We start from the raw sequence: 23,402 nt of genomic DNA, 5'->3' as shown, positions 1-23,402 counted from the left end.
ACCTTCCCTTACCTGAAACTCGGTCCATGGACCCAACCCACAACAACTTTACGTGCGCCTTTGGTCATGGGTGCAACCTGATGTAACCAGAACGAAGGGAAAACAATCAAAGTCCCTTTTTTTGTAAGGTCTTTGCGATCTTTTTTAATCCGATGAAACCCTAGATCCCCGCCTTCATAATCCGTGCCTTCTGTCAGCTGTAGCGAAAAGCCGAGTTTTCTGGACGCTGTAGCTTTTTGTCCCAGATCCACATGCCAGTCATTGTGATCGCCTTGACGGCAATAATCCATGACCCAAGGCATATCGTCTTCCGCAAAGCCTCCCAGATCAAAGCGCCAGATAGATGAATTGGCCGCGCTGATCTCCTGCGCAATACGGTTAAGCGGAAATCCATCTTCACGAACAGGTACTGTTTGCTGATAGTTGCTACGCTTGTCACGTTCCAGTGTGAACTTGCCAACTTCTTCAATACCGCCGACCATGGCTTCTTCCCATTTACCCTCATCCAAGGAAGCGAGGATCTGGTCGCATTCTTCTTCTGTGAACACAGTGTTCACGTACACCGACGCTATACTGCTGTTCCGCAGAGGCGCTGCAGGCATTACAATCATTCAATAATCTCCCCTAACGGCGATCACCCTTGTTCCAACGGCTCCCAATATGTCGCCGGAAAATCTGTGACCACCATCACATTTTCAAAGACTAGGTTATTTTTGAAAATCTGCCAAGGGCGGAATTGGAAAGAAAATCACAATTGAAAACTGAAACGTGAACAGAAGAGATTTCGCTGTTTCTTTAAGTCAAAAATGCTACAAATAGGTCATTACACCCTGCACAAAAAATAAAAACAAAGGTAATGAAGGTATGTCCATTCCAACCATCAGCGAACGCGATCTGCATTTTCAACTCCATGAAATGCTGAATGTTTCGTCCCTCTGCTCAAGAGAACGTTTTGCAGACCACGATCGCGACGTTTTTGATGCCATTTTAGGAACAGCGCAGCAAATGGCAGCGGACCTGTTCGCCCCCCACAACGCAAAATCAGACCAAAACGAGCCAACATTCGATGGCGAAGAAGTTCACATCATCCCAGAGGTCAAAGAAGCGCTAACCGCATTTATCGAAGCTGGCTTTATGGGAATGCAACATGACTATGATGTGGATGGGATGCAGCTACCTGCCACTGTTGCCATGGCCTGCAACTCCATTTTCACAAGTGCAAATGTTGGAACCGCTGGCTATCCGTTTCTAACAGTAGGCGCCTCAAACGTTATTCGTTCATATGGCAGTGAGAGCCAAAAAGAAAAATACATGAAGCCCATGGTGGCTGGCCGCTTTTTCGGCACCATGTGTCTGTCGGAACCCCAAGCAGGGTCTTCCCTGTCAGATATTAAAACCAAAGCAGTTCCTCAAGACGATGGCACCTATCGCCTTACCGGCAATAAAATGTGGATCTCTGCGGGTGAACATGAGTTATCAGAAAATATTGTTCATCTGGTGCTTGCAAAAATTCCAGGTGGTCCAGCTGGTGTAAAAGGTATCTCTCTTTTCATCGTGCCCAAATTCCTGGTAAATGATGATGGAACACTTGGGGAGCGCAATGACGTTCATCTTGCGGGCTTGAACCACAAAATGGGTTACCGGGGCACCACAAACACACTTCTTAATTTTGGCGAAAATGAGGGGGCTGTTGGTTATCTGATCGGGGAGGAGCATAAAGGCCTGTTCTATATGTTCCATATGATGAACGAGGCCCGCATTGGTGTTGGCCTTGGCGCGGTTAGCCTTGGATATGCTGGGTATCTGTACAGCCTTGATTATGCAAAAAACCGCCCTCAAGGCCGCCATCCAGATGGCAAAGACCCCACCTCCTCCCAGCTGATGTTAATCGAACATGCAGACATCAAGCGACTGCTACTTGCCCAAAAAGCAGCTGTTGAAGGTGGCCTTGCCTTGTGTCTTTACGCCGCGCGCCTGGTGGATGAAGAGAATACCGCCGAAGATGAAGCCGCGCGCAAGGAAGCAAGCCTTCTGTTGGACATGCTGACCCCCGTTGTAAAATCCTGGCCGAGTGAGTTTTGCCTCGAGGCAAATAAACACGCCATTCAGGTTCTGGGCGGCTATGGCTACACACGCGATTATCCCGTTGAGCAGTATTATAGAGATAACCGGTTAAATCCAATTCATGAGGGAACCCATGGCATTCAAGGGTTAGACCTTCTTGGACGTAAAGTCATGATGAATGGTGGCGCGGGCCTCAAACTTTTGTCTTCCAAAATTTTGGAAACCACAACCGAAGCCAAATCGAACCCAAAGCTGCAAGAATTTGCGGATCAGCTGGAAAAATCCCTTCACCGAATTGGGGAGGTAACGCAGACAGTAGGTGCCTCAATGATGAAGGGCGAGGTCAATAAGTCTCTCGCTAACGCGACCATCTATCTGGATATGTTTGGACACGCCATTATTGGATGGCAATGGCTGAAACAAGCCTTGGTCGCAGATGCGGCTTTGTCCAAAACTGAAATAGAAGAGGAACGTGATTTCTATCAAGGGAAATTGTCTGCCTGCCAGTATTTCTTCCGCTATGAACTTTGCCGGGTGACCCCTTGGGCAGATTTGGTCGAAAGTCTGGATGACACAACGTATAACATGTCAGCCACTTCTTTCTAGAATGACCCTATGTTTGTAGAGAATTCATCAGACCCTAAATATCTGATCATTGCGAAAACCCTTCGCGAACGGATCAGTGATGGCACATATGAAGTTGGGCATTCCATGCCCACAGAGGTGCAGTTGTCTGAAGAATTCTCTGCCAGCAAACAAACAATCCGAAATGCTCTTCGAATGCTCCAACAATGGGGCCTGACATTTAGCCGCCGTGGGTCCGGCACCATTGTCAGATCCAAAGGAGGGCAGGAGTGCTACACACAGGATGTGGGCACGATGGCCGAACTTCTACAATATCAACCAGGTACTTTTTTGGCCAATCTTCAATATGAGGAAATTCGGCTGAGCAAGGAAGAAGCAGAGCTTATTGAGAGCCAACCGGGAGCCAAATGGTGGCGCGTTAATGCCCGCCGATTCCCATATTCTGGAACCAAAGCGGATGGATTTTTAAATCTGTATTTCCGTGACAGCCACAGAGACGTGATTGATTTACTGGCGGCCACTCCAACCGCGCATACACATGCTTTGCTGCAAGAAGGATATGGTGAAGTTGTTCAAGAGGTTTCCCAACGCATAGAGCCTTTTTGCTTACCTTTTGAAATTGCAGATAAAATGATGGTTGACGAAGGCTCAGCGGGCCTTCGCGTGGTTCGCCGATATTACGGCGCAGGGCGCAAAATGATCTGGGCTGCGATCGTTTATCATCCCCCCGGATATTCCTATGAAAGCACCTTCAACAGACAAGTCCGTTAAGGTTAATTTTTAAGCCGTAATAAAAGTGCCTAGAAAGGTTGCTATATGCGGCTTTGCCGCTATACTGCGCGCGCCCTTTAGCTATTGAATGTAAAGATTATCATGGAAATCCGTAACGTCGCGATCATCGCCCATGTTGACCATGGGAAAACCACACTTGTGGACGGCCTGCTAAAACAAAGCGGGACCTTTAGAGAAAACCAACAGGTAGCCGAGCGCGCCATGGATTCCAACGATCTGGAACGGGAACGTGGCATTACCATTTTGGCCAAATGTACATCCGTTGAATATGAAGGCCTTCGCCTGAATATCGTGGACACCCCAGGCCACGCCGACTTCGGTGGTGAGGTTGAGCGTATCCTGAGCATGGTTGATGGTGTTGTTGTTCTTGTGGACGCTGCCGAAGGCCCAATGCCGCAGACTAAGTTCGTGACACAGAAAGCCCTTGGCCTTGGCCTTAAACCAATTATCGTGATCAACAAAGCAGACCGCCCGGATGGTCGCCCGGAAGAAGTTCTCGACGAATGCTTTGATCTTCTGGTGGCCCTGGATGCAAACGAAGAACAGCTCGACTTCCCTGTGCTTTACGCCTCCGGTAAAGATGGATGGGCCGCACCAGAACTGGATGGCCCAAAAGAGAACCTCAATCCGCTGTTTGATCTGATTGTCAGCCACGTCCCCGCCCCAACGGTAGATGAAAACGCACCTTTCCGGATGCTGGTCACAACCATCGAAAGCAATCCATATCTTGGTCGCCTTCTGACAGGCCGTGTTGAAAGTGGTGTCCTGAAAACAAATGAGCCTCTTAAAGGCATGTCACGTGATGGCAAGAAAATCGAAGATGCGCGTGCATCTAAAATTATGGCGTTCCGTGGTTTGGACCGCGAGCCGATTGATGAAGCGCGTGCTGGCGATATTGTCTCCATCGCCGGTCTTGTAAAGACCACTGTTGCGGATACTCTCAGTACTCCTGAAGAGACTGAACCTTTGTTCGCACAGCCAATTGATCCGCCAACCATCTCTATGACTTTCGCGATTAATTCATCGCCGCTTTCTGGTCGTGACGGTGATAAAGTTCAAAGCCGTGTTATCCGTGACCGCCTGATGAAGGAAATCGAAGGTAACGTTTCTATTCGTGTAGAAGACAGCCCAGAGGCTGACAGCTACGTGGTATCCGGCCGCGGCGAATTGCAGTTGGGTGTTCTGATTGAAAATATGCGCCGCGAAGGTTTCGAACTTTCCATCAGCCGCCCACGTGTTCTGTTCCAAAAAGACGAAGCAACTGGCGAAACGCTTGAACCACTTGAAGAAGTTGTGGTTGACGTGGATGACGAGTTTTCAGGCGTTGTCGTTGAAAAAATTGCCCTTCGTAAAGGGACGATGACGGATATGCGTCCATCTGGCGGCGGAAAAACACGTGTAACATTCCTTTGTCCAACACGTGGCCTGATCGGCTACCATGGTGAGTTCCTGACCGATACCCGCGGTACCGGCATCATGAACCGTCTGTTCCATTCCTACACACCGCATAAAGGTGAAATTCCAGGTCGCCGCAATGGTGTTCTGATTGCCAATGCAACTGGTAAATCCGTCGCATACGCAATTTGGAACCTGGAAGCCCGTGGTTTCTTCTTTGTCGGCGGCGGTGTTGATGTTTACGAAGGCATGATCCTTGGGGAACATAACCGTCCAAACGATCTGGAAGTAAACCCGCTTAAAGCCAAACAGCTCACTAACATCCGCGCCTCAGGTTCAGATGACGCCATTCGCCTGACACCACCACGGAAAATGAGCCTGGAACAAGCGATTGCCTACATTGATGATGACGAATTGGTGGAAGTGACACCAAATCACATCCGTCTTCGCAAACGTCACCTAGATCCGCATGAACGCAAAAAAGCGTCCCGTGCTGCTATCTAATAAGGGTAATTAATAGTTGGCACTCTGACGCTTCTGTGGAAACATGTGAGAACGTGAAGAAACAATAATAAGCACGAGGGGAACAATGTCAGTTATTGATATCGAAAGTGAAATCGCCGGCAAGGTTTGGAAGATCGAGGCTGAGATCGGCGAAACGCTTGATGAAGAAGACGCCATTATCATTCTGGAAAGCATGAAAATGGAAATCCCGGTCGACGCTCCAGAAGATGGCAAAGTCACTGAAATCCTTGTGAAAGAAGGTGACCCCGTTACAGAAGGCCAAGTCGTCGCCCGCATGGAAGTATAAAAAAGCCCCCGGATTTCCGGGGGCTTTTCTTTTGAGCTTAGCTGTATTTCTTAAGTTCCAAGCGACCGATCTGGTTGCGGTGGACCTCGTCTGGGCCGTCGGCGAGACGCAGGGTGCGGGCACCGGCATATGCTGCGGCAAGGCCGAAGTCGGTTGTGACACCGCCGCCGCCATGGGCCTGAATAGCCCAGTCAATAACTTTACACGCCATATTCGGTGCAACCACCTTGATCATGGCGATCTCAGCTTTGGCTTTCTTGTTGCCAACGGTGTCCATCATGTAAGCTGCTTTTAGGGTCAGCAGGCGGGCCTGTTCGATCATGGCGCGGGATTCCGCGATACGTTCCAGCGTTACTGTCTGTTCGGAAACCTTCTTGCCGAACGCCACACGGCTTTGAACACGTTCACACATTTTCTCCAGCGCACGTTCTGCAACACCGATCAAGCGCATGCAGTGGTGAATACGTCCTGGGCCAAGGCGACCTTGAGCGATTTCAAAACCACGACCTTCACCCAGAAGAATGTGATCTGCAGGAACGCGAACGTCTTTAAAGTCCACTTCGGCGTGACCGTGCGGCGCATGGTCATATCCGAACACTGGCAGGAAGCGTTTAATTTCGATGCCCGGTGTGTCCATCGGAACCACAATCATGGATTGTTGGTTATGGATCGCCGCATTTTTGTCTGTCTTACCCATAAAGATCAGCACTTTACAGCGTGGGTCCATTGCGCCGGATGTCCACCATTTACGGCCATTGATCACATATTCATCACCGTCACGAATGATATCTGATTCAATATTTGTCGCATCGGATGAGGCGACGCGTGGTTCTGTCATGGCAAAGGCGGAACGGATTTCACCTTCCAGAAGTGGCTTCAACCAACGGTCTTTCAGCTCCTCAGATGCGTAACGTTCAAGAACTTCCATATTGCCGGTATCTGGCGCGGAGCAGTTAAACACTTCTGGTGCAAAGTGAACACGGCCCATAATTTCACAAAGCGGTGCATATTCCAGATTTGTAAGGCCCGCGCCACGGTCACTTTCAGGCAGGAACAGATTCCAAAGGCCAGCTGCTTTCGCTTTTTCCTTCAGCTCTTCCACGATGGCTGTTGGTTGCCAACGATCCCCTTCGTTGACTTGCTCTTCAAAAATCTCTTCGGCTGGATAGACATGCTCATCCATAAAGGCCTGCACACGAGCCTGTAGGTCTTTCACCTTGTCAGAATGTTCGAAAATCATTTTCTTTCCTCTTTCTTGTTATTCTTATTAAGGGATCCTTTTCACCGTTTGTTGGCGAAAAAATCTTTTAGTAAGCGGGCTGATTGCGCCTCCCCAATGCCACCATAAACTTCCGGTTTGTGATGACAAGTGTCATGATCATATATTCTGGGTCCAAATTCAACCCCGCCCCCCTTCGGATCAAACGCGCCGAAGTAAAGCCTGCGAATTCTGGCATGGGAAATAGCTGCGGCGCACATGGGGCAAGGCTCCAGCGTGACGTAGATATCGCAATCCACAAGCCGCTGACTGCCGATCATGTTCGCTGCCGCCTTAATCGCCAACATTTCTGCATGGGCTGTTGGATCACTCCGACTGATCATCTGATTGCCAGCTTTACCAACAATGCGGCCCGTTTTGCTATCCACAACAACGGCCCCAACGGGAACCTCTTTTCGTTTTGCGGACAGCTCTGCGCTTTGCAGGGCAACTTCCATGTAATTTGACAGCTCGTAATCCATGGGGGACAGATTAACCACACGCGCCTTTAGGTCAAGGATCAAAAGCCTTTATCCACAACGATCTTCTATTGAGTTCAATCTGCCATAAGCGTACAAGAAAGCATGAAAAAACCTGTTATTGGCATTACACTCGATTCCGAAGAACCCGGCGGCTATTCCAACATGCCTTGGTACGCCCTTCGGCAAAATTACGCGGACGTCATCACACAAGCGGGTGGTCTTCCTATGCCCCTGCCGCATGAGCCAGAAATGGCGGCGGATTACGCAGCGCATTTGGACGGATTACTCGTGACGGGCGGTGCCTTTGATGTGGACCCCGCCATGTTCGGCGCGACCAACCGTCACGACACGGTAGTGACCAAAGATCGCCGTACCGCTTTTGAAAAAGCTGTCACCGAATTGATGTTGGACGCCGATAAACCAGTTCTGGGAATTTGTGGGGGGCAACAACTTCTGCACGTTATCCTCGGTGGTACATTGATCCAGCATATCCCCGATGAGGTGGAAAACTGCTTAGCGCATGAACAACCAAACCCACGCACCGAAGCAGGTCACAACGTATCCGTAGAGGCTGGAACGCTCCTACATAAAATCGTGGGAACCGATACGCTTGCGGTGAACAGTGCCCATCATCAGGCCGCAAAAGACGCCTCCGACAACATTACCATCAATTCTTATGCGCCTGACGGGGTGATCGAAGGAATTGAAGATAGTCGCTATCGGTTCTGTCTTGGCGTACAATGGCACCCAGAATACCTGATATCTGAGGGCGATCGAAAGATCATTGATGCCTTTGTAGAATGCGCGAGGCAAAACCCATGAGTGACACCGAAGAGAAAAAAGAACGCATTGCCAAGCGCATGGCGCGTGCCGGTGTGTGTTCGCGCCGGGATGCGGAACGTTGGATCGAAGCGGGCCGAGTAACCTTGAACGGAACGAAGCTGACCACCCCTGCGGTGACTGTGTCCATGCGCGACAAAATTCTGGTGGATGGCAAACCTTTGCCTAAGAAAGAGCGTCCACGCCTGTGGCGTTATCACAAGCCTGTCGGTCTTGTCACAAGCCACAAGGATGAAAAAGGGCGAGATACCGTTTTCAGCAAACTGCCTGAAGATTTCCCCCGCGTGATTTCGGTTGGACGTCTTGATTTGAACTCAGAAGGATTGTTGCTTCTGACCAATGATGGGGAACTGGCCCGACGATTAGAGCTTCCTGCAACGGGTTGGAAGCGTAAATATCGTGTCCGCGTCCATGGTCACCCAAAAGAAGCTGAACTTGCCCGCCTTGCAAAAGGTATTACTGTTGAGGGCATCCGGTATGACGCCATTGAGGCAACTCTCGACAGTTCTAAGGGGGCTAATTCCTGGCTAACCATTTCACTTCGCGAAGGTAAAAACCGTGAAATCCGCAAAGTGATGGAACATCTGAATTATCCGGTTCTTCGGCTGATCCGCACGTCTTATGGCCCTCTGCAATTGGGCGAATTGAAAGAAGGCGAAACGGATGAAGTTAAATCCAAGATCCTTCGTGATCAGATGGGTGTTGAGAAGTTTGAAGAGCCGGAAGAAGAACCGCAGCACCGTGGAGGCCGGGGCCGTCGCAATCAAGGCGGTAAACTGAGCCTTAAAAGCGGCGCGAAAAAACCTGCGCCTCGGAAACCAGCAGGTAAACCGGGTAGCAAACCACCACGTAAACGAGAGCGTTAATGCGGATCGTCGGAGGAGAGGCGCGAGGCAAGAAACTGCTTCTGCCGGAAGATAAACGTGTTAGGCCAACAGCGGATCGTACACGCGAGGCCTTGTTTAACATCTTAGGTCATGGCGACAACTACCGAACCGACAATGGTCCCCTACCTCGCGGCGCGCGCGTTCTGGACGCTTTTTGCGGAACCGGCGCTTTAGGGCTTGAAGCCTTGTCTCGTGGGGCAAGTGATGTTGTCTTCATGGATAATCATCACGATAGCCTGAAGCTCACCAAGCAAAACATTGCCTTGTTGGGTGCACAACGCCAGACCATGGTCCTAAATAAGGATGCCACCAAGTGCGGACGCGGCGGCCCTCCTGCAGATTTGCTGCTCATGGATCCTCCTTACAATATGGATTTGGCAGCACCTGCGCTTCAAAATCTGCTGGAGACAAACTGGCTAAAAGAAGGGTCAATTGCTGTGGTTGAGCTCGCCGCGAAAGAGAAGTTCACGGCACCGGATCAGTTTGAATTGTTGGACGAGCGGAAATACGGAGCTGCAAAGCTCATCTTCCTGAAAGTTGTCGCTTAACCTAACACACCGGCAATATGGCGGTATTTCTCAAATTGCTGATCCAGAAGGGCAAGTCGCGTTTTAAAATCTGGCGGATGTCCGGTATCCAATAACGGTTCTGCCAAGGGATCAAAAGCGGTGTTTTGAAACTCAAATGACAGGCTTCTGCGGGCTGGCAATGCGCTATCTGAATATTCCCCGCCCCAATGGATCAGATCCTGAGGCCAACCAAGGACACTCCCCGCACTGACTGTTAATGGCACCCCGTAGGCGTCCAACTGCTCACGCTGAAATTCATGGTCTGCAGGTAAGTTCTGTTCTTGATCTCGGGGGATGACATACATACAGCCATTCGCCTCCTCCACATCAACCAGCGGCACCCATAGAGAAAAGCTCATGAAAATCTGATCACCGCCAATATCAAACACCGTCTCGGCGCTGCAATCACGATGCGGAGGCCAGCCTTTTGCACCGCCATCCGCCAGATGCCACGCCCAGAAATTTGGAAGGGTTTTATATCCCTCCCCCAATATGGCTGACAAAAGTGGACGCAGACTTTCGAACAGCTGCCACGCCTCATCATAAAGATAAATATAAACGGGTTCGATTTCTTCGCTCACCAGCTTATCCATCCCCGCTTTTAACTTCCGAACTAGATCATCGGGGATAACATCTGAGATAGTCAGATACCCGCAGGATCGAATATCATCAGTCGCTTTGGTCACATCGCTGATGCCCAGAAGGGATTGCACTGGTTGCGCTGCCTCCTCTATATGAAGGCGAGGACAAAGCTCTCGCCAATATTTTGGATCGTCACGCATATTGCCCGGCAACGTAACCTGACGACCACGCCCATTGGAAATTATATCCGCCAAGGAAACCCGTCACATCAACAGCCTCCCCTATAAAATACAGGCCCGGAACGCTTTTGGTTTCCATGGTTTTGGAACTTAGCTCGGATGTGCTAACCCCACCGACTGTCACCTCTGCCTTCCGGTAACCTTCAGTGCCATTTGGGGTAACATGAATTTCCTTAAACGCCGCCGCAATGTTTCGAAACAGCTTGTCTGAACAATTCCCAAATTCAGGAAGCTCTCCAAAAGGTTCTATCAATCGTTCCGCCAGTTTATTGGGGAGCAGGTTCGAGACAAACTTCCGAACGGAAGATTTCGGGTTTTCATTCCGTTGTTTCTTAAATTCTTCTAACAGATCCAGATCAGGCAGGAAGTCAATTTTGACGCTCTTCCCTTCGTCCCAGAATGAAGAAATCTGCAAAATGGCGGGGCCGCTCATTCCTTTGTGGGTAAATAAAATATTCTCCCGGAATTTTACCTTTCCGATCGACACCTCTGCATCTGCCGCTACCCCGGTCAAATCGGAAAACCGCTTCATGTCGGCAGATTCGAAGGTAAAAGGGACTAGACCCGGTTTCATTTCTGTAACGATAAGATCAAATTTTCGCGCCATGCGGTGAGCGAAATCATTTGCCCCCATCTTTGGAATGGAAAGGCCACCGCTGGCAACAATCACCGACTTGCAATGAACTGCTTGCCCATCCAAAAGCACCACAAAGCCTTCTTCCTCTTGCTGAACATCTTTAACCGTAGCATCGCACCAAATAGCGACATCAGCCTGATCACATTCTTTAAGCAGCATCTCATTAATACTGGCGGCACCGTTGTCACAAAAAAGCTGACCCAATTTCTTCTCGTGGTAGGCAACATTGTGCTTTTCGACCATGGAAATGAAATCTGCTTGGGTATAACGACGGAGGGCAGATTTCATGAAGTGCTTGTTTTCAGACACGTACCGGTCAGGTGCCGCCCCGATATTCGTAAAATTACAGCGGCCTCCGCCACTGATCAGGATCTTATTCCCGACCTTCTCGGCTTTTTCAACAACCAAGGTCTGACGGCCGCGTTTACCCGCTTCTATCGCCGCCATCAAGCCTGCGGCCCCACCACCGATAATCACAACATCAAAGGAATGTTGTTTAAGTTCAGACATCTTGTTCTCCAAAGGACTTACCGGCGACCGAACAGCTTTTCAATATCGTGCAGCTTCAGCTCGACATAGGTTGGGCGGCCGTGATTGCATTGCCCGGAATGCGGCGTCACTTCCATTTCCCTTAGAAGGGCGTTCATCTCTTCAGCGGTTAAGCGGCGACCAGACCGCACGGACCCATGACATGCCATCGTGGCGAACACATCATCCATACGATCTTTTAATGCAAGCGCCGTATCATATTCGTCAAGATCATCAGCCAAATCCTGAATGAGGTTCTTTACGTCACAGGTCCCGAGCATGGCTGGTGTTTCCCGAACAACAATTGCCCCACGACCGAAGGGTTCAATCACCAGTCCCATTTGGGCAAGTTCTTCTGCGCGTTCGCTAATACGATTGGCGGAAACTTCATCCAGTTCCACAACGTCCGGCAATAGAAGCATCTGCCTTGGGACATTATTCTCGGCAAACGCCTTCTTCATGCGCTCCATAACCAACCGTTCATGGGCTGCGTGTTGATCAACCAAAACCATACCATCACGCGTCTGTGCAACAATATAGGTTTCATGTAATTGGCCACGTGCTGCGCCCAAGGGATAATCTTCAATTGGTCGTTCCGGTGCAGGGCTTTGTTCATCGCCAACACCCTGAACAGGCAGAGGGTCTGCAATTTCGGGAACCGAACCGCTTACCGGAAGCGGTGCGTGATATGTCGCCGCTTCTTCTTGCAGCCCCTGATAGGCGCGACGTTCTTGTTGAACGTCAGACCAGTTCCCCATCCCAACCGGACGCGAAGGTCTGCTTTGCAAAGGTAGCTGGACACTTTGTGGTTTAAAAGCCCCAAGTACTTGCCCACCAATTGTGGAAGATGCCTGATGACCATTTTCTGCAAGCGCATTCCTTAGAGCACCGATGATAAGACCACGCACACCACCGGAATCCCGAAACCGCACTTCCGCTTTTGCCGGATGCACGTTTACGTCCACCTGTTCCGGCGGCAGCTCTAAGAACAATGCCAATAAGGGGTGACGATTGCGGGCTAGCAAATCCATATAGGCTGCCCGTACCGCGCCGGTAAACTGTTTATCTTTCACCGGGCGACCATTTACAAACATGAACTGCATTGCCGCATTACCACGGTTCAATGTGGGCACACCTGCATAGCCGGTCAGGATAATACCATCCCGCTCCGCATCAATCTTAAGGGCGTTTTCCGTAAATTCACGGCCCATAATCGCGCCCAAGCGATCCAGCCAGGCTTCAAACAAATCACCTTGCGCGGCATTAACTTTGAGCGCAGTACGTTTTTCATCTGCCAGAGAAAAAGCAATATGAGGATAGGCCATGGCAAGCCGGCGCATCACATCCAGCGCCGCTCCGAACTCAGCTCGTTCTGATTTCAGAAATTTAAGGCGCGCAGGTGTAGCGAAGAAAATGTCGCGCACTTCCACACGCGTTCCCGCTGGCATCCCCACAGGCTGCACATCACCACGAGTTCCCCCCTCGACCGTCAGGGTCCAACCGGTATCGGCATCTTTCGTTCGTGTGGAAATAGTCATGCGGCTGACTGATGCGATAGACGGAATGGCTTCCCCGCGAAAACCCAGATGCTGAATGTGAACCAAATCCTCATCGGGTAATTTCGACGTCGCGTGACGTTCAAAACACAGCGCAAGCTCGTCCTCCGACATGCCCTTGCCATTGTCGGTTACCGACAAGAGAGACCTTCCGCCATTACGCATCACCACATCAATGCGCGTGGCACCCGCGTCAATGGCGTTTTCAACAAGTTCTTTTACCGCAGATGCAGGTCTTTCGATCACTTCACCGGCGGCGATTTGGTTGACAATATTATCGGGAAGCCGCCGAAGCGTCATCAGTCACCTTTTAGATACTCTTTCGTTAGTCGCTTGCCATCTTCAACGGCAGGCTGATCAAAAGGATTAACGTCTAGAAGGTAACAGGTAAAGATGGTTTCCAACATAAAGTGCATTATCAACGCACCAAGCGTTTCTTCATCCAGTTTATCAATGTAGATACAGCGTAGGAATTTGCCGCGATCTGCCAGTGTCTTGGCCGTTGCATTTGCTTCCGCAAGGACCACTTCACTGATTCTATGATCACGAAGATATTCCAACTCAGGGTGATTATCCGCGAGCCCAACATCCATAATCGGGCTTTCATCCTGTTGGTGATTAATAATCAAGGTGAAGAATTTATCATTTGGCCCATCCAGCCAAAGCTGCAATTGGCTATGTTGGTCAATGGGTCCAAGCGCGTTAAGTGGCGTGCTGCCTCGGCCGTCTTTACCAATACTCTCTGCCCATAACTGCCTGAACCAGTGGGTAAAAGGCTCCAATTGCTTGGCATATGGCATCAGAACATTCATACGCACACCATGCAAATCATATAACGCATGATTAAGTGCAGCGGCAGCACGAGGTGCAGATTCGGCGTTTTGCAAGGCGTCATCTAGAACTTTTCGAGCACCCCTTCGCACCTTTTTCATATCGATGCCACCCAGAATAGCAGGTAAGGCACCAACGACAGAAAGTCCTGAATATCGTCCGCCGACATTTGGATCATGATCCAGACGTTCTATTCCCCATTTATCTGCAATAAGGCCAAGTGGGTTATTCCCCGGCTCACAAATCGCAAGGCATTGCGAACGCACCTGTTCCGCGCCTCCAGAGTTGTTCAGCGCTTCGATAACCAGCAAGGTTTGCGCCATAATCTCAGGCGTCGTGCCAGATTTTGAAATAAGAAGGAAAGCCGTGTTTTGAAGTTTTTTACCGGTCAGATGAGGTTTCATCACATGGTAATCAAGCGTATCCCAAAAATGAATGTAAGGTTCATCATCCTTGTCGCGCAAACTGACAAGCACCTGTGCGCCTAGGGAGGAGCCGCCAATCCCCACCACGACATAACGCTTAAAATCATTGTCTTTCAGAAAAGGATGATTAGCCAGATCATCGAGATCCTGTTCTTGGTAGGGAAGGCCAAGGATTGGCAAGCGACCTGTATCCCGCATGGTTTCCAGAGAAACAGCAATCGTTTCTGTTTGCGCCAGTGATTTCAAAAAGGCTGTACGAAGCCAGTCCTTTTTATCAGTCGCTTCACCGAAACAATTTTCAAATGTCTGCTTGTAGTTCATGACCCCTCACCCACTACGATTAAGCCCCTTATCTCTCAGAAAAGGGTTAAGATAACGTAGCAGAATGCGACGCCAAAACCGCACACTTTCTGTTCATTTGAGAGAGAATTAAAGTCCCTCTGGCTGACCGACCACAGTTATGATCATTTTCTCCGGATCCGTTAGCCGCAAAGCCGCCCTTTTGATATCCTCATTCGTTACCGCATTGATCAAATCAGCACGCTTTGACAAATAGGAAGGCTCAAGTTCCGATAACTGCATTCCAACCATAATGTTGGCGATTTTATTGTTGGAGGACAGACGTAAAGGAAAAGATCCATTGAGATACGTCTTAGCCGCGGCAAGCTCTCTCTCCGTGACTCCGTTTTCCCGGATTTTCTGAAACTCTGCCTTAACCAGTCCGATCGCTTCGCCAACTGATTTATTGCTGGTGCCAAAACCACCAAGCTGCAACCCAACAGATCGGTAGGGCGAGAGATAGCTATATACCGAATATACCAGGCCTCGTTTTTCGCGGATTTCTTCGTTGAGGCGGCTGGCAAATCCTCCGCCGCCCAAAATATAATTCAAAACATAGGCCGCATAATAATCCGGATCATCCCGTTTGACACCTTGCCCGCCAAATATCACCACGCTTTGCGGGATTGTCATATCGGTGACATCCACAATTGGATTAGCCGGTAATGCAGCCGTCATTTCCAGAGCTTTTCCAACACCATTTTCTTTTGGCAATTTGCCGAATGTCTCATCCAAAAGCCGACCTAAAGTATCGGCATCAATATCCCCAACAACCGAAATATAGATATTGTCCAAAGCTATCAGCCGTGATTTAAATTCCTTCAGATCCGCAGGGGTAAGCATCTCCAGAGTTTCCATATACCCTTGCGATGGAATGGAGAGAGGATTTCCCTCAAAAGCCTTTTCGAACCATTTGCGGCCGGCGATACTGTTAGGGTTGCTCTTCTTCTGGTTCAGACTTACCAGAATTTGACCTTTGATACGTTCAACGGGCTCCTGATCAAATCTCGGATCCGTAATCGCCTTTGAAAATAACTGAAATGCTTCCTCACGGTTCTGACTAAGTGTCTTTAAAGAACCTGAGAAGTTTTCTTTGCTGGCACTGAAAGACAGGCTGATCGCGAGATCGGATAGACGTTTTTGGAATGCCTCGCTATCCAGCTCGTCCGCCCCTTCATCCATGGTTGACGCCATAAGGTGGGCTAGGCCCGCTTTCTCTTTTGGAACAGCAACAGAGCCCCCTTTCCAGATCACCTCCATACTGATGATCGGAATGGATTTTTCTTCAACCAGCCAGGCTTTTACTCCACCAGGGCTGGTCACTTGCTGGATTTCGAGGGCTTCCGCCGACCGCAGAACACTCATAATGATGACACTTGTCAAAAGGAATGCTGCGACCGCTTTTGAACTGGAGAAAATCATACGCACCATCCTATTTTTCCTCCGGCAGCAATTTACCAACAACAGAACGCTCTTCTACGAAGACCTGTCTCGCTGCGTCGATCACCTCTTGCTTTGTTACGTCTGAAATCTGGGAAGGCCAATTGACCACATTTTCAATTTTTGTCCCCTGCGCCAAGGCACCGCCGAAGATGTTGGCCGCTGTACTTAGACTGTCTCGTGCATAAATTGCTGAGGCGAGCATCCGTGTTTTGGCGGTCTTGATCTCTTCATCGCTCACGCCATTTTCCAAAACATCGCGAATTATCAAATGGACCGCTTTTTCCAGTTCTTCAACTGAAATTCCGTTCGCTGGTGTTCCATAAAAGACGAAAGAAGACGGATCGAAACTCGAACTGTCATAATAACTGCCGACACCCACAGCCACCTTGTCTTTAATGACCAGCTTCGAGTAAAGGCGGCTTGTCGGGCCTTCGCTTAAGATATTGTTGAGGACTTCCAGTGCTCTCACCTGTTTAATGCTTGTGCTTCTTTCAACAGGTGCCAGATAAGATTGCTGCCATGAAGGTTGCCGCACACGTTTATCATACATCACTACAGTACGTTTTGCGATTTGTGGCGGCTCTTGGAGGCGAGCGCGTTCTGGAATTTCTTGTGGCACCGCTTTGCCATAGTACTTTCTCGCCAAAGCAAAGACTTCTTCAGCTTCCACATCCCCCGCAACAACAAGGATCGCATTATTGGGCGCATAATATTTTTTGTACCAGTCAATGGCGTCTTGCGTGGTCAATTTTTCCAGCTCATGACGCCAACCAATAACTGGAATGCCATAAGGGTGCGCCAGATATTTCGCGGCGTTAAACTGCTCTGCGAATAATCCTCTTGGGTTGTTGTCAGTACGCTGGGAACGCTCCTCCAATACAACCTGAAGCTCAGCTCCAACAGCCTCATCATTAAGGATAAGGCCCTGCATTCGATCAGATTCCAGCTCCATCAGCAGAGGCAGCTTGTCTTTACTGGCATTCTGGTAATAGGCCGTGTAATCCTGACTAGTGAAAGCATTATCCTGCCCCCCATTCTCAGCCACAATTTCCGAGAACCTCCCTGGCGGGATATTCTTTGTTCCTTTAAACATCAGATGTTCAAGGAAATGCGCAATTCCAGATTTCCCTGGCGGCTCATCTGCGGCACCGATGCGATACCAAACCATATGGGTAACAACAGGCGCCCGCTGGTCTTCAATAACGACCACTTCGAGCCCATTTTTGAGCGTTGTTGTTTTTGGGTTAAATAATTTGGGAACTCCGTCCCCCTCTTTGGCGAAGGCATTTCCACCCAAAAAAAGGGACACAGAAATCAGGAGAATGACTGCAGATAATCTCTTCAACATACGTCTCTCGATTGATAAGAATTTCTTCTAATAAAAGAACAGAATGTGTCCTTTGCAAGGCATATTTTTCTGCCTCGCATCACGTTCCTGTCAAAGACGCATTGTTTTGGTGTCTTGCTTAGTCAAACAAGCCTTCAAGAAGGGCCCGTTTCTTCCGTTCAATAATAGGTGTGTCGCCACCGTCAGACGCGGAGTTACCAAGCGCTGCATTTTCCTGGATTCGCTTCTGTTCTTTAGTCGGATCAACAACTGTTCCGAACTTTGGTTGTTTCTGCCAGAACATTACTTTTTCAAGAAGAGAATTGTCGTTTTCGGCAAGAACAGATGTTTCGCGGTTGACTATCTCGCGAATGGAACTGTCCACATTTTCCGCATCAGCCTGACGAAGCAATGCAAGTTCCCCGGCAGACGTACCCGCCGCACGTGCCTCCTGCTGCGTAATCACCCCATTGGAAGAACTACGTCCCAGCAGGGCAGTTTGCGCATTATTACGCGCTAGTTCATCACGTGGGCTTCGCTGCCCAGGGGTTGGCGGACGAAGGGTGAAATCAGGTGGAATAATCAATGGGGCTTTCGTGATAACCGCAAATTCATCAGGCGCCTTTTTTCCATCAATGCCAAGTGCCTGACGCGTACTGTCACACCCTGCAAGGGTCAATGCACCGATTGAAATTGCCGCTACTGCGAAGATTTTTTTTGTGTCAGCCATACTTGCCCCCAAAATCAGGCTTCATTTTTAGTCGATTTTTCATCAAAAAACAAGCTATCGACCAATAATATGGCGACGCCGCAAACAATTGCAATGTCTGCAATGTTAAAGGCAGGCCATCTCATAAAATAAAGATCGAAATCGAAGAAATCAGCGACCCGCCCATAATGGATACGGTCTATGATATTGCCAACTGCACCACCCAGTACCAAACCAATCCCTGTCGACAGAAATTTCCGATCGGATCGGTAAAGCCAGACGAGCAATATAAGGCTGATAACAGTGGAAATAGCGATAAGGAAAAGGCGGGTCTGTTCACCGCCTGAGAACATACCAAAGCTCACACCACTGTTCCAGACCATCACAAGTCGGAAGAAAGAAGTGACCTCAATCCCATAAGGATGGCCGGCCATAAATTCAACCATGTTGATCTTGAAGATCTGGTCGATCGCCACAGATATAACCGCGACGATCAAACCAAGTTTAAACGGCTTGCTCAAGAAGCCTCCTCTTCCAGATCCATATTGGAAACAACATCCGCGCAGCGACCACACAGTGTCGGGTGGTCTTCGTTCGATCCCACATCGTCCAATATCTTCCAACAGCGATCACACTTTTCACCTTCAGCCAAGGCGGAGACTACTGCTACACCTTCTACATCGTCCAATGTGAACGCACCAGCAGGTGCCTGATCAGTTGAAAGTGCTAGTGCTGAAGCGATGCAGATATCTGCAAGCGGCAAACCTTCAAGAAGGGCTTCATATTCTGCACTTACATAAACGGTTGGCGCAGCTTGCAAACTGGACCCGATGCGTTTTTCGCGGCGCTCCACTTCCAAGGCACCTGTCACCACTTTACGGAACGCACGGATCTTGGTCCATTTGGCATCCAATTCAGCGTTGCGCCAATCTGCCGGAATTTCTGGGAACTGATTCATATGAACGGACCAGTCGTCACTTGGGAAACGGGATAGCCATGTTTCTTCCATTGTGAAAACCAAAACTGGCGCCAGCCACGAAGTCAGACAGTGGAAAAGCTGATCGAGAACTGTACGGGCCGCACGGCGTTCAATACCGTCAACATCGTCACAATAAAGCACATCTTTGCGGATATCGAAGTAGAAGGCAGAAAGCTCAAGTGTACAGAAATTATGAATAGTCGTGAACAAGCGGCTAAATTCATATGAATTGCAGTTTGCACGAACCTGCTCATCCAACTCAGAAAGACGATGCAGAACCCAGCGCTCCAACTCAGGCATGTCATCTGTGGCTACTTTTTCCGCATCATCCCAATCCGCCAGATTTCCAAGGATGTAACGCAACGTATTACGCAGACGTCGGTAGGCATCCATTTGACCTTGAAGGATTTCATTACCGATGCGAACATCATCGGTGTAATCAGATGCAACCACCCACAAACGTAGGATGTCTGCACCACTTTGTTTGATGATTTTTTCAGGTGCAACGATATTGCCCAATGATTTGGACATTTTGCGCCCTTTATCATCCAGCACGAAACCGTGTGTCAGCACCCCATCATATGGTGCCCGGCCGCGTGTACCGCATGATTCCAGCAAGGAGGAGTGGAACCACCCACGATGTTGATCTGTACCTTCCAGATAAAGGTCCGCAGGCCATTTCATTTCAGGACGATTTTCCAGAGTAAAGGCGTGGGTACTGCCAGAATCAAACCATACGTCCAGAATATCCATGACCATTTCATAGTCTTCCGGCTGATAGTCATTTCCAAGGAAACGGGACGCAGGAGAATCGAACCACGCATCCGCGCCTTCTTCCTCCATAATTTTAACGATCCGCGCGTTGACTTCTTCATCACGCAAAATCTCGGCGGTTTCCTTATTTACAAATACAGTGATCGGAACCCCCCATGCACGCTGACGGGAAAGCACCCAGTCAGGGCGGTTTTCCACCATGCTGTAAAGGCGGCGGTGACCTGATTTTGGATACCACTTGGTATCATCAATCGCTTTGAGTGCCTTTTTGCGAAGATCATTGGTTTCCATAGAGACAAACCACTGACTTGTATTGCGATAAATCAGTGGGGCTTTGGAGCGCCAGGAATGTGGGTAAGAGTGCTTGATCTTACCACGCTTCAACAACGCCCCAGCTTCTTCTAGAATATCCGCTACATGATCGTTACATTTGTAAACATGCTGACCGGCTAAAAGCGGTACATGTTTGAAGAAGGTGCCGTCTTCATCAACGGTTTGAGGGATTTCCAAGTTGTAGCGAAGACCAACCTCATAGTCTTCCTGACCATGGCCTGGTGCGGTGTGTACAAAACCTGTACCCGCATCAACAGTAACATGATCGCCATCCAGTAACGGCACATCGAAATCATAGCCCTGACCTGCAAAAGGATGGTGACAGATCAAACCCTTAAGTTTATCGCCAGTTCCTGTCCAGAAAACACTATGTTCTTCGATACCGGCTTCTTTGCAAATCTCTTCAAGCAGATCTTCCGCCACAAGGAGCTTCTCGCCAACTTTTGCAAGCGAGCCTTCTTCTGCAGCTTTGACTTCGATCCCTACATAGTTGATTTCAAGGCCATAGGCGATGGCGCGGTTACCTGGCATCGTCCATGGAGTTGTCGTCCAGATAACAACGCTGGAACCCTTAAATTCGTCGGCACCTTCTTTTACTGGGAAGCGCACATAAATGGTTGTTGAAGTATGGTCGTGATATTCAACTTCAGCCTCAGCCAAAGCTGTCTTTTCAACCGGGGACCACATTACCGGTTTGGATCCGCGATAAAGTCCACCGTTCATGGAGAATTTCAATAGCTCCCGAACGATTTGGGCTTCCGCGTCATAACTCATGGTGAGATATGGGTTATCCCAATCGCCCTCTACGCCAAGACGTTTAAATTCTTCTTTTTGAATTTCAACCCATTTCGCTGCGAACTCACGGCATTCCTGACGAAACTCAACAACAGGAACCTCGTCTTTATTTTTGCCTTCCTTGCGATATTTTTCTTCAATTTTCCATTCAATAGGCAATCCGTGGCAATCCCAACCCGGAATATAGTGGGCATTCTTTCCCATCATCTGCTGTGAGCGGTTGATAACGTCTTTCAGCACTTTGTTAAGAGCATGGCCCATATGCAAATGGCCGTTCGCATAAGGAGGGCCATCATGCAGCACATATTGTTCACGGTCCATAGACTGTTCACGCAATTTGCCAAACAGATCCATATCTTCCCAACGCTTTAACAACCCTGGTTCTTTGTTGGGCAAGCCGGCCTTCATGGGGAAACTTGTTTTAGGAAGGCGAATGGTATTTTTATAGTCAGTGCTCATCTGGCGAACTGATCCTAACAGTAATATGGTTTCACGGGCATCACACCCGGAACGATACGAATAGATACAAACTTTCAGAAAGGTCGGCGCGTACGTCGAGCGTGCGCCTTTACTCCCGGCCTTTTAACGAAAGGCCGGGCAAATAATTCGGCATATGGCGCCGCCAAGGCGTATTACACCGATGCTGCTCTGACAATTATCAAACATGGGCCCTTTTTAACAAGTCAACCAACCCCTGTCGAGCAAGGATTAAGATCACTTTCAAGACTTTTTCCGGTGATGCTTCTTGTCTGCATATTTATCCTGACGGTAATCTTCACGGCTGAGGATTTTCCGTGCTGCCTGCTCATCCAGTTTAATTTGAGTTTGAAGGGCCTCCAGTCCGCTGAACTTCCGCTCTTCCCGAATGTAGTCAACAAATGCCACACGCACATGCTGCCCATAAAGATCACCGCTAAAATCCAGAAGATGCACTTCCAAGAGCGTATCCGCCTTGTCAAATGTAGGCCGGCGACCATAGTTGGCGACACCATCCCTCCATGAAGTCGTTCCATCCTCTGCTGTCATTCCAACCCGCACAGCATAAACCCCTAGTTTAGGTTGCTGGTAATTCGTGATGGGAACATTCGCAGTTGGAAAACCGATGGTGCGACCACGTTGGTCCCCTTTTTCTACAGTTCCATCAACTTCCCACCAATGCCCTAAAAGTGTTGCCGCTTTCAACGGATCACCCGCTTCAAGACATTTTCGGATTTCTGTGGAGGAGAAAATAATGGTCTCTTCACCAACGGGTTCTACGACAGTGACCCCAAATCCATATTTCTTGCCAAGTTCAGCAAGAATGACAGTTGTCCCCTGTCGCTTATGACCAAAAATAAAATCATAGCCAACGACGACATGACTAACTGCAAAGCCATCGACAAGGACGTCTTTGACGAAATCTTCAGCAGATTTTTGCGAAAACTCCAAATCAAAGGTCAGCGCAACCATCACATCAACACCAAGCCAATTGAGATGTGCGGCACGTGTCTCCAGGGTAGACAAGCGAATAGGCGGTGCATCCGGCGCAAAAAACTCACGCGAATGTGGCTCAAACGTAAGCACACCGGAAGGGACAGAGTGTTTGTCTGCTTCTTTTTGGGCTGTTGCAATCACAGCCTGATGCCCGCGATGGACACCATCAAAGTTCCCGATCGCAAGAACAAGACCTTTTAAGTCCTCTGGGACATTTTCACAGCTTCTCAACAATTGCATGGATGTTCCACCAGTTATGACGGGCGTTTGGAAACCATCAGCGTTGCTTCCCCATCCAGCACGACAGTTTCGCCAACTTCACATATGCAATCAAATGTCGCACGCTTTCCATTAATTTCCCGCAAAGTCACAGAAGCATTAACAGTATCACCAATATGAACAGGCGCCTTGAAGTTCAAACTCTGATGCATGTAGATAGCACCCGGACCAGGCAGCTTTGTTCCAAACACAGTGGACAGGAAACTTGCCGACAACATTCCATGTGCGATCCGTTCTTTAAACATAGTGCCTGCGGCAAAATCCGCATTGAGGTGCACAGGGTTCGTATCCCCAGAGACACCGGCAAACATAACAATATCCGCCTCTGTTACCGTCTTGGCAAATGCCGCCGTCATTCCGACTTCAAGATCTTCCAGATAGTAACCATGTAAATTATCAGCTCCAGACATGCCCACACTTTCTTCAGTTATTTTTGCAACGCAATATAAAGGCCATCATATAGTTTTCGC

Annotated in this window: 21 protein-coding genes; 7 read left to right on the top strand and 14 right to left on the bottom strand. The window is 49.1% G+C overall.

Annotated features, from left to right (window positions below):
• Positions 1-8: 8 nt before the first annotated feature.
• Entirely contained in the window at positions 9-611 is a 603-nt protein-coding gene (locus GUA87_RS16780) for a 2OG-Fe(II) oxygenase family protein (RefSeq protein ID WP_193717778.1), read from the bottom strand.
• A 253-nt stretch (positions 612-864) separates the two neighbouring features.
• On the opposite strand from GUA87_RS16780, the gene GUA87_RS16775 reads away from it, so the two are divergent.
• The 4 genes from GUA87_RS16775 to GUA87_RS16760 all read left to right on the top strand — a co-directional run bounded on the left by GUA87_RS16775 (position 865) and on the right by GUA87_RS16760 (position 5,647).
• Positions 865-2,670 carry an acyl-CoA dehydrogenase gene (locus tag GUA87_RS16775; protein ID WP_193717777.1) on the top strand — a complete coding sequence of 602 codons (1,806 nt, stop codon included), beginning with the start codon at positions 865-867 and terminating at the stop codon, positions 2,668-2,670.
• 9 nt (positions 2,671-2,679) lie between these two features.
• Complete coding sequence (locus tag GUA87_RS16770) at positions 2,680-3,420, top strand: GntR family transcriptional regulator (RefSeq protein ID WP_193717776.1); 741 nt, start codon at positions 2,680-2,682, stop codon at positions 3,418-3,420.
• 102 nt (positions 3,421-3,522) lie between these two features.
• Entirely contained in the window at positions 3,523-5,340 is a 1,818-nt protein-coding gene (gene typA / locus GUA87_RS16765; protein WP_193717775.1) for a translational GTPase TypA, read from the top strand.
• Positions 5,341-5,425: 85 nt separating this feature from the next.
• The gene (locus GUA87_RS16760; protein ID WP_193717774.1) at positions 5,426-5,647 is read left to right on the top strand and encodes an acetyl-CoA carboxylase biotin carboxyl carrier protein subunit; all 222 of its coding nucleotides are present in this window, start codon (positions 5,426-5,428) and stop codon (positions 5,645-5,647) included.
• A gap of 37 nt (positions 5,648-5,684) precedes the next feature.
• Here GUA87_RS16760 and GUA87_RS16755 read toward each other — a convergent pair whose 3' ends face one another.
• Positions 5,685-6,887 (bottom strand): acyl-CoA dehydrogenase family protein, encoded by a 1,203-nt coding sequence (locus GUA87_RS16755; protein ID WP_193717773.1) that lies wholly within the window; start codon positions 6,885-6,887, stop codon positions 5,685-5,687.
• Between the two features lie 41 nt (positions 6,888-6,928).
• Complete coding sequence (locus tag GUA87_RS16750; RefSeq protein ID WP_193717860.1) at positions 6,929-7,363, bottom strand: nucleoside deaminase; 435 nt, start codon at positions 7,361-7,363, stop codon at positions 6,929-6,931.
• 126 nt (positions 7,364-7,489) lie between these two features.
• On the opposite strand from GUA87_RS16750, the gene GUA87_RS16745 reads away from it, so the two are divergent.
• Genes GUA87_RS16745 through rsmD form a run of 3 tightly spaced genes read left to right on the top strand, consistent with a single transcriptional unit; the run spans position 7,490 to position 9,662 of the window.
• Entirely contained in the window at positions 7,490-8,209 is a 720-nt protein-coding gene (locus GUA87_RS16745; RefSeq protein ID WP_193717772.1) for a gamma-glutamyl-gamma-aminobutyrate hydrolase family protein, read from the top strand.
• Positions 8,206-9,093 (top strand): pseudouridine synthase, encoded by an 888-nt coding sequence (locus GUA87_RS16740; RefSeq protein ID WP_193717771.1) that lies wholly within the window; start codon positions 8,206-8,208, stop codon positions 9,091-9,093. The genes GUA87_RS16745 and GUA87_RS16740 overlap by 4 nt, the downstream gene beginning before the upstream one ends.
• Positions 9,093-9,662 (top strand): 16S rRNA (guanine(966)-N(2))-methyltransferase RsmD, encoded by a 570-nt coding sequence (gene rsmD / locus GUA87_RS16735; RefSeq protein ID WP_193717770.1) that lies wholly within the window; start codon positions 9,093-9,095, stop codon positions 9,660-9,662. Before GUA87_RS16740 ends, rsmD begins: the two co-directional genes overlap by 1 nt.
• On the opposite strand, the gene GUA87_RS16730 is transcribed toward rsmD, so the two are convergent.
• The 11 genes from GUA87_RS16730 to GUA87_RS16680 form a co-directional block, all read right to left on the bottom strand.
• Complete coding sequence (locus GUA87_RS16730; RefSeq protein WP_193717769.1) at positions 9,659-10,519, bottom strand: phytanoyl-CoA dioxygenase family protein; 861 nt, start codon at positions 10,517-10,519, stop codon at positions 9,659-9,661. The two genes, rsmD and GUA87_RS16730, sit on opposite strands and share 4 nt — an antisense overlap.
• Positions 10,458-11,651, bottom strand: a complete 1,194-nt coding sequence (locus tag GUA87_RS16725; RefSeq protein ID WP_193717768.1) for an NAD(P)/FAD-dependent oxidoreductase — start codon at positions 11,649-11,651, stop codon at positions 10,458-10,460. Before GUA87_RS16725 ends, GUA87_RS16730 begins: the two co-directional genes overlap by 62 nt.
• Before the next feature lie 17 nt (positions 11,652-11,668).
• Entirely contained in the window at positions 11,669-13,525 is a 1,857-nt protein-coding gene (gene mutL, locus GUA87_RS16720; RefSeq protein ID WP_193717767.1) for a DNA mismatch repair endonuclease MutL, read from the bottom strand.
• On the bottom strand, positions 13,525-14,802 hold the full coding sequence (locus GUA87_RS16715; protein ID WP_193717766.1) for a glucose-6-phosphate isomerase: 1,278 nt from the start codon (positions 14,800-14,802) through the stop codon (positions 13,525-13,527). The genes mutL and GUA87_RS16715 overlap by 1 nt, the downstream gene beginning before the upstream one ends.
• A 108-nt stretch (positions 14,803-14,910) precedes the next feature.
• Complete coding sequence (locus tag GUA87_RS16710; protein ID WP_193717765.1) at positions 14,911-16,251, bottom strand: M16 family metallopeptidase; 1,341 nt, start codon at positions 16,249-16,251, stop codon at positions 14,911-14,913.
• A gap of 1 nt (position 16,252) precedes the next feature.
• A complete protein-coding gene (locus tag GUA87_RS16705) occupies positions 16,253-17,611 on the bottom strand; it encodes a M16 family metallopeptidase (RefSeq protein WP_193717764.1) in 1,359 nt (452 codons plus the stop codon).
• 118 nt (positions 17,612-17,729) lie between these two features.
• Positions 17,730-18,320 (bottom strand): DUF3035 domain-containing protein, encoded by a 591-nt coding sequence (locus GUA87_RS16700; RefSeq protein WP_193717763.1) that lies wholly within the window; start codon positions 18,318-18,320, stop codon positions 17,730-17,732.
• Between the two features lie 14 nt (positions 18,321-18,334).
• Complete coding sequence (gene lspA / locus GUA87_RS16695; protein ID WP_193717762.1) at positions 18,335-18,820, bottom strand: signal peptidase II; 486 nt, start codon at positions 18,818-18,820, stop codon at positions 18,335-18,337.
• Positions 18,817-21,639 carry an isoleucine--tRNA ligase gene (gene ileS, locus GUA87_RS16690; protein WP_193717761.1) on the bottom strand — a complete coding sequence of 941 codons (2,823 nt, stop codon included), beginning with the start codon at positions 21,637-21,639 and terminating at the stop codon, positions 18,817-18,819. The genes lspA and ileS overlap by 4 nt, the downstream gene beginning before the upstream one ends.
• 261 nt (positions 21,640-21,900) lie before the next feature.
• Positions 21,901-22,893 carry a bifunctional riboflavin kinase/FAD synthetase gene (locus GUA87_RS16685; protein WP_193717760.1) on the bottom strand — a complete coding sequence of 331 codons (993 nt, stop codon included), beginning with the start codon at positions 22,891-22,893 and terminating at the stop codon, positions 21,901-21,903.
• A 14-nt stretch (positions 22,894-22,907) separates the two neighbouring features.
• Positions 22,908-23,342, bottom strand: a complete 435-nt coding sequence (locus GUA87_RS16680) for a MaoC family dehydratase (protein WP_193717759.1) — start codon at positions 23,340-23,342, stop codon at positions 22,908-22,910.
• Positions 23,343-23,402: the final 60 nt, after the last annotated feature.

The organism is Sneathiella sp. P13V-1 (assembly GCF_015143595.1).
Taxonomy (GTDB): domain Bacteria; phylum Pseudomonadota; class Alphaproteobacteria; order Sneathiellales; family Sneathiellaceae; genus Sneathiella.
This window is presented reverse-complemented; position numbering and strand designations above follow the sequence as displayed.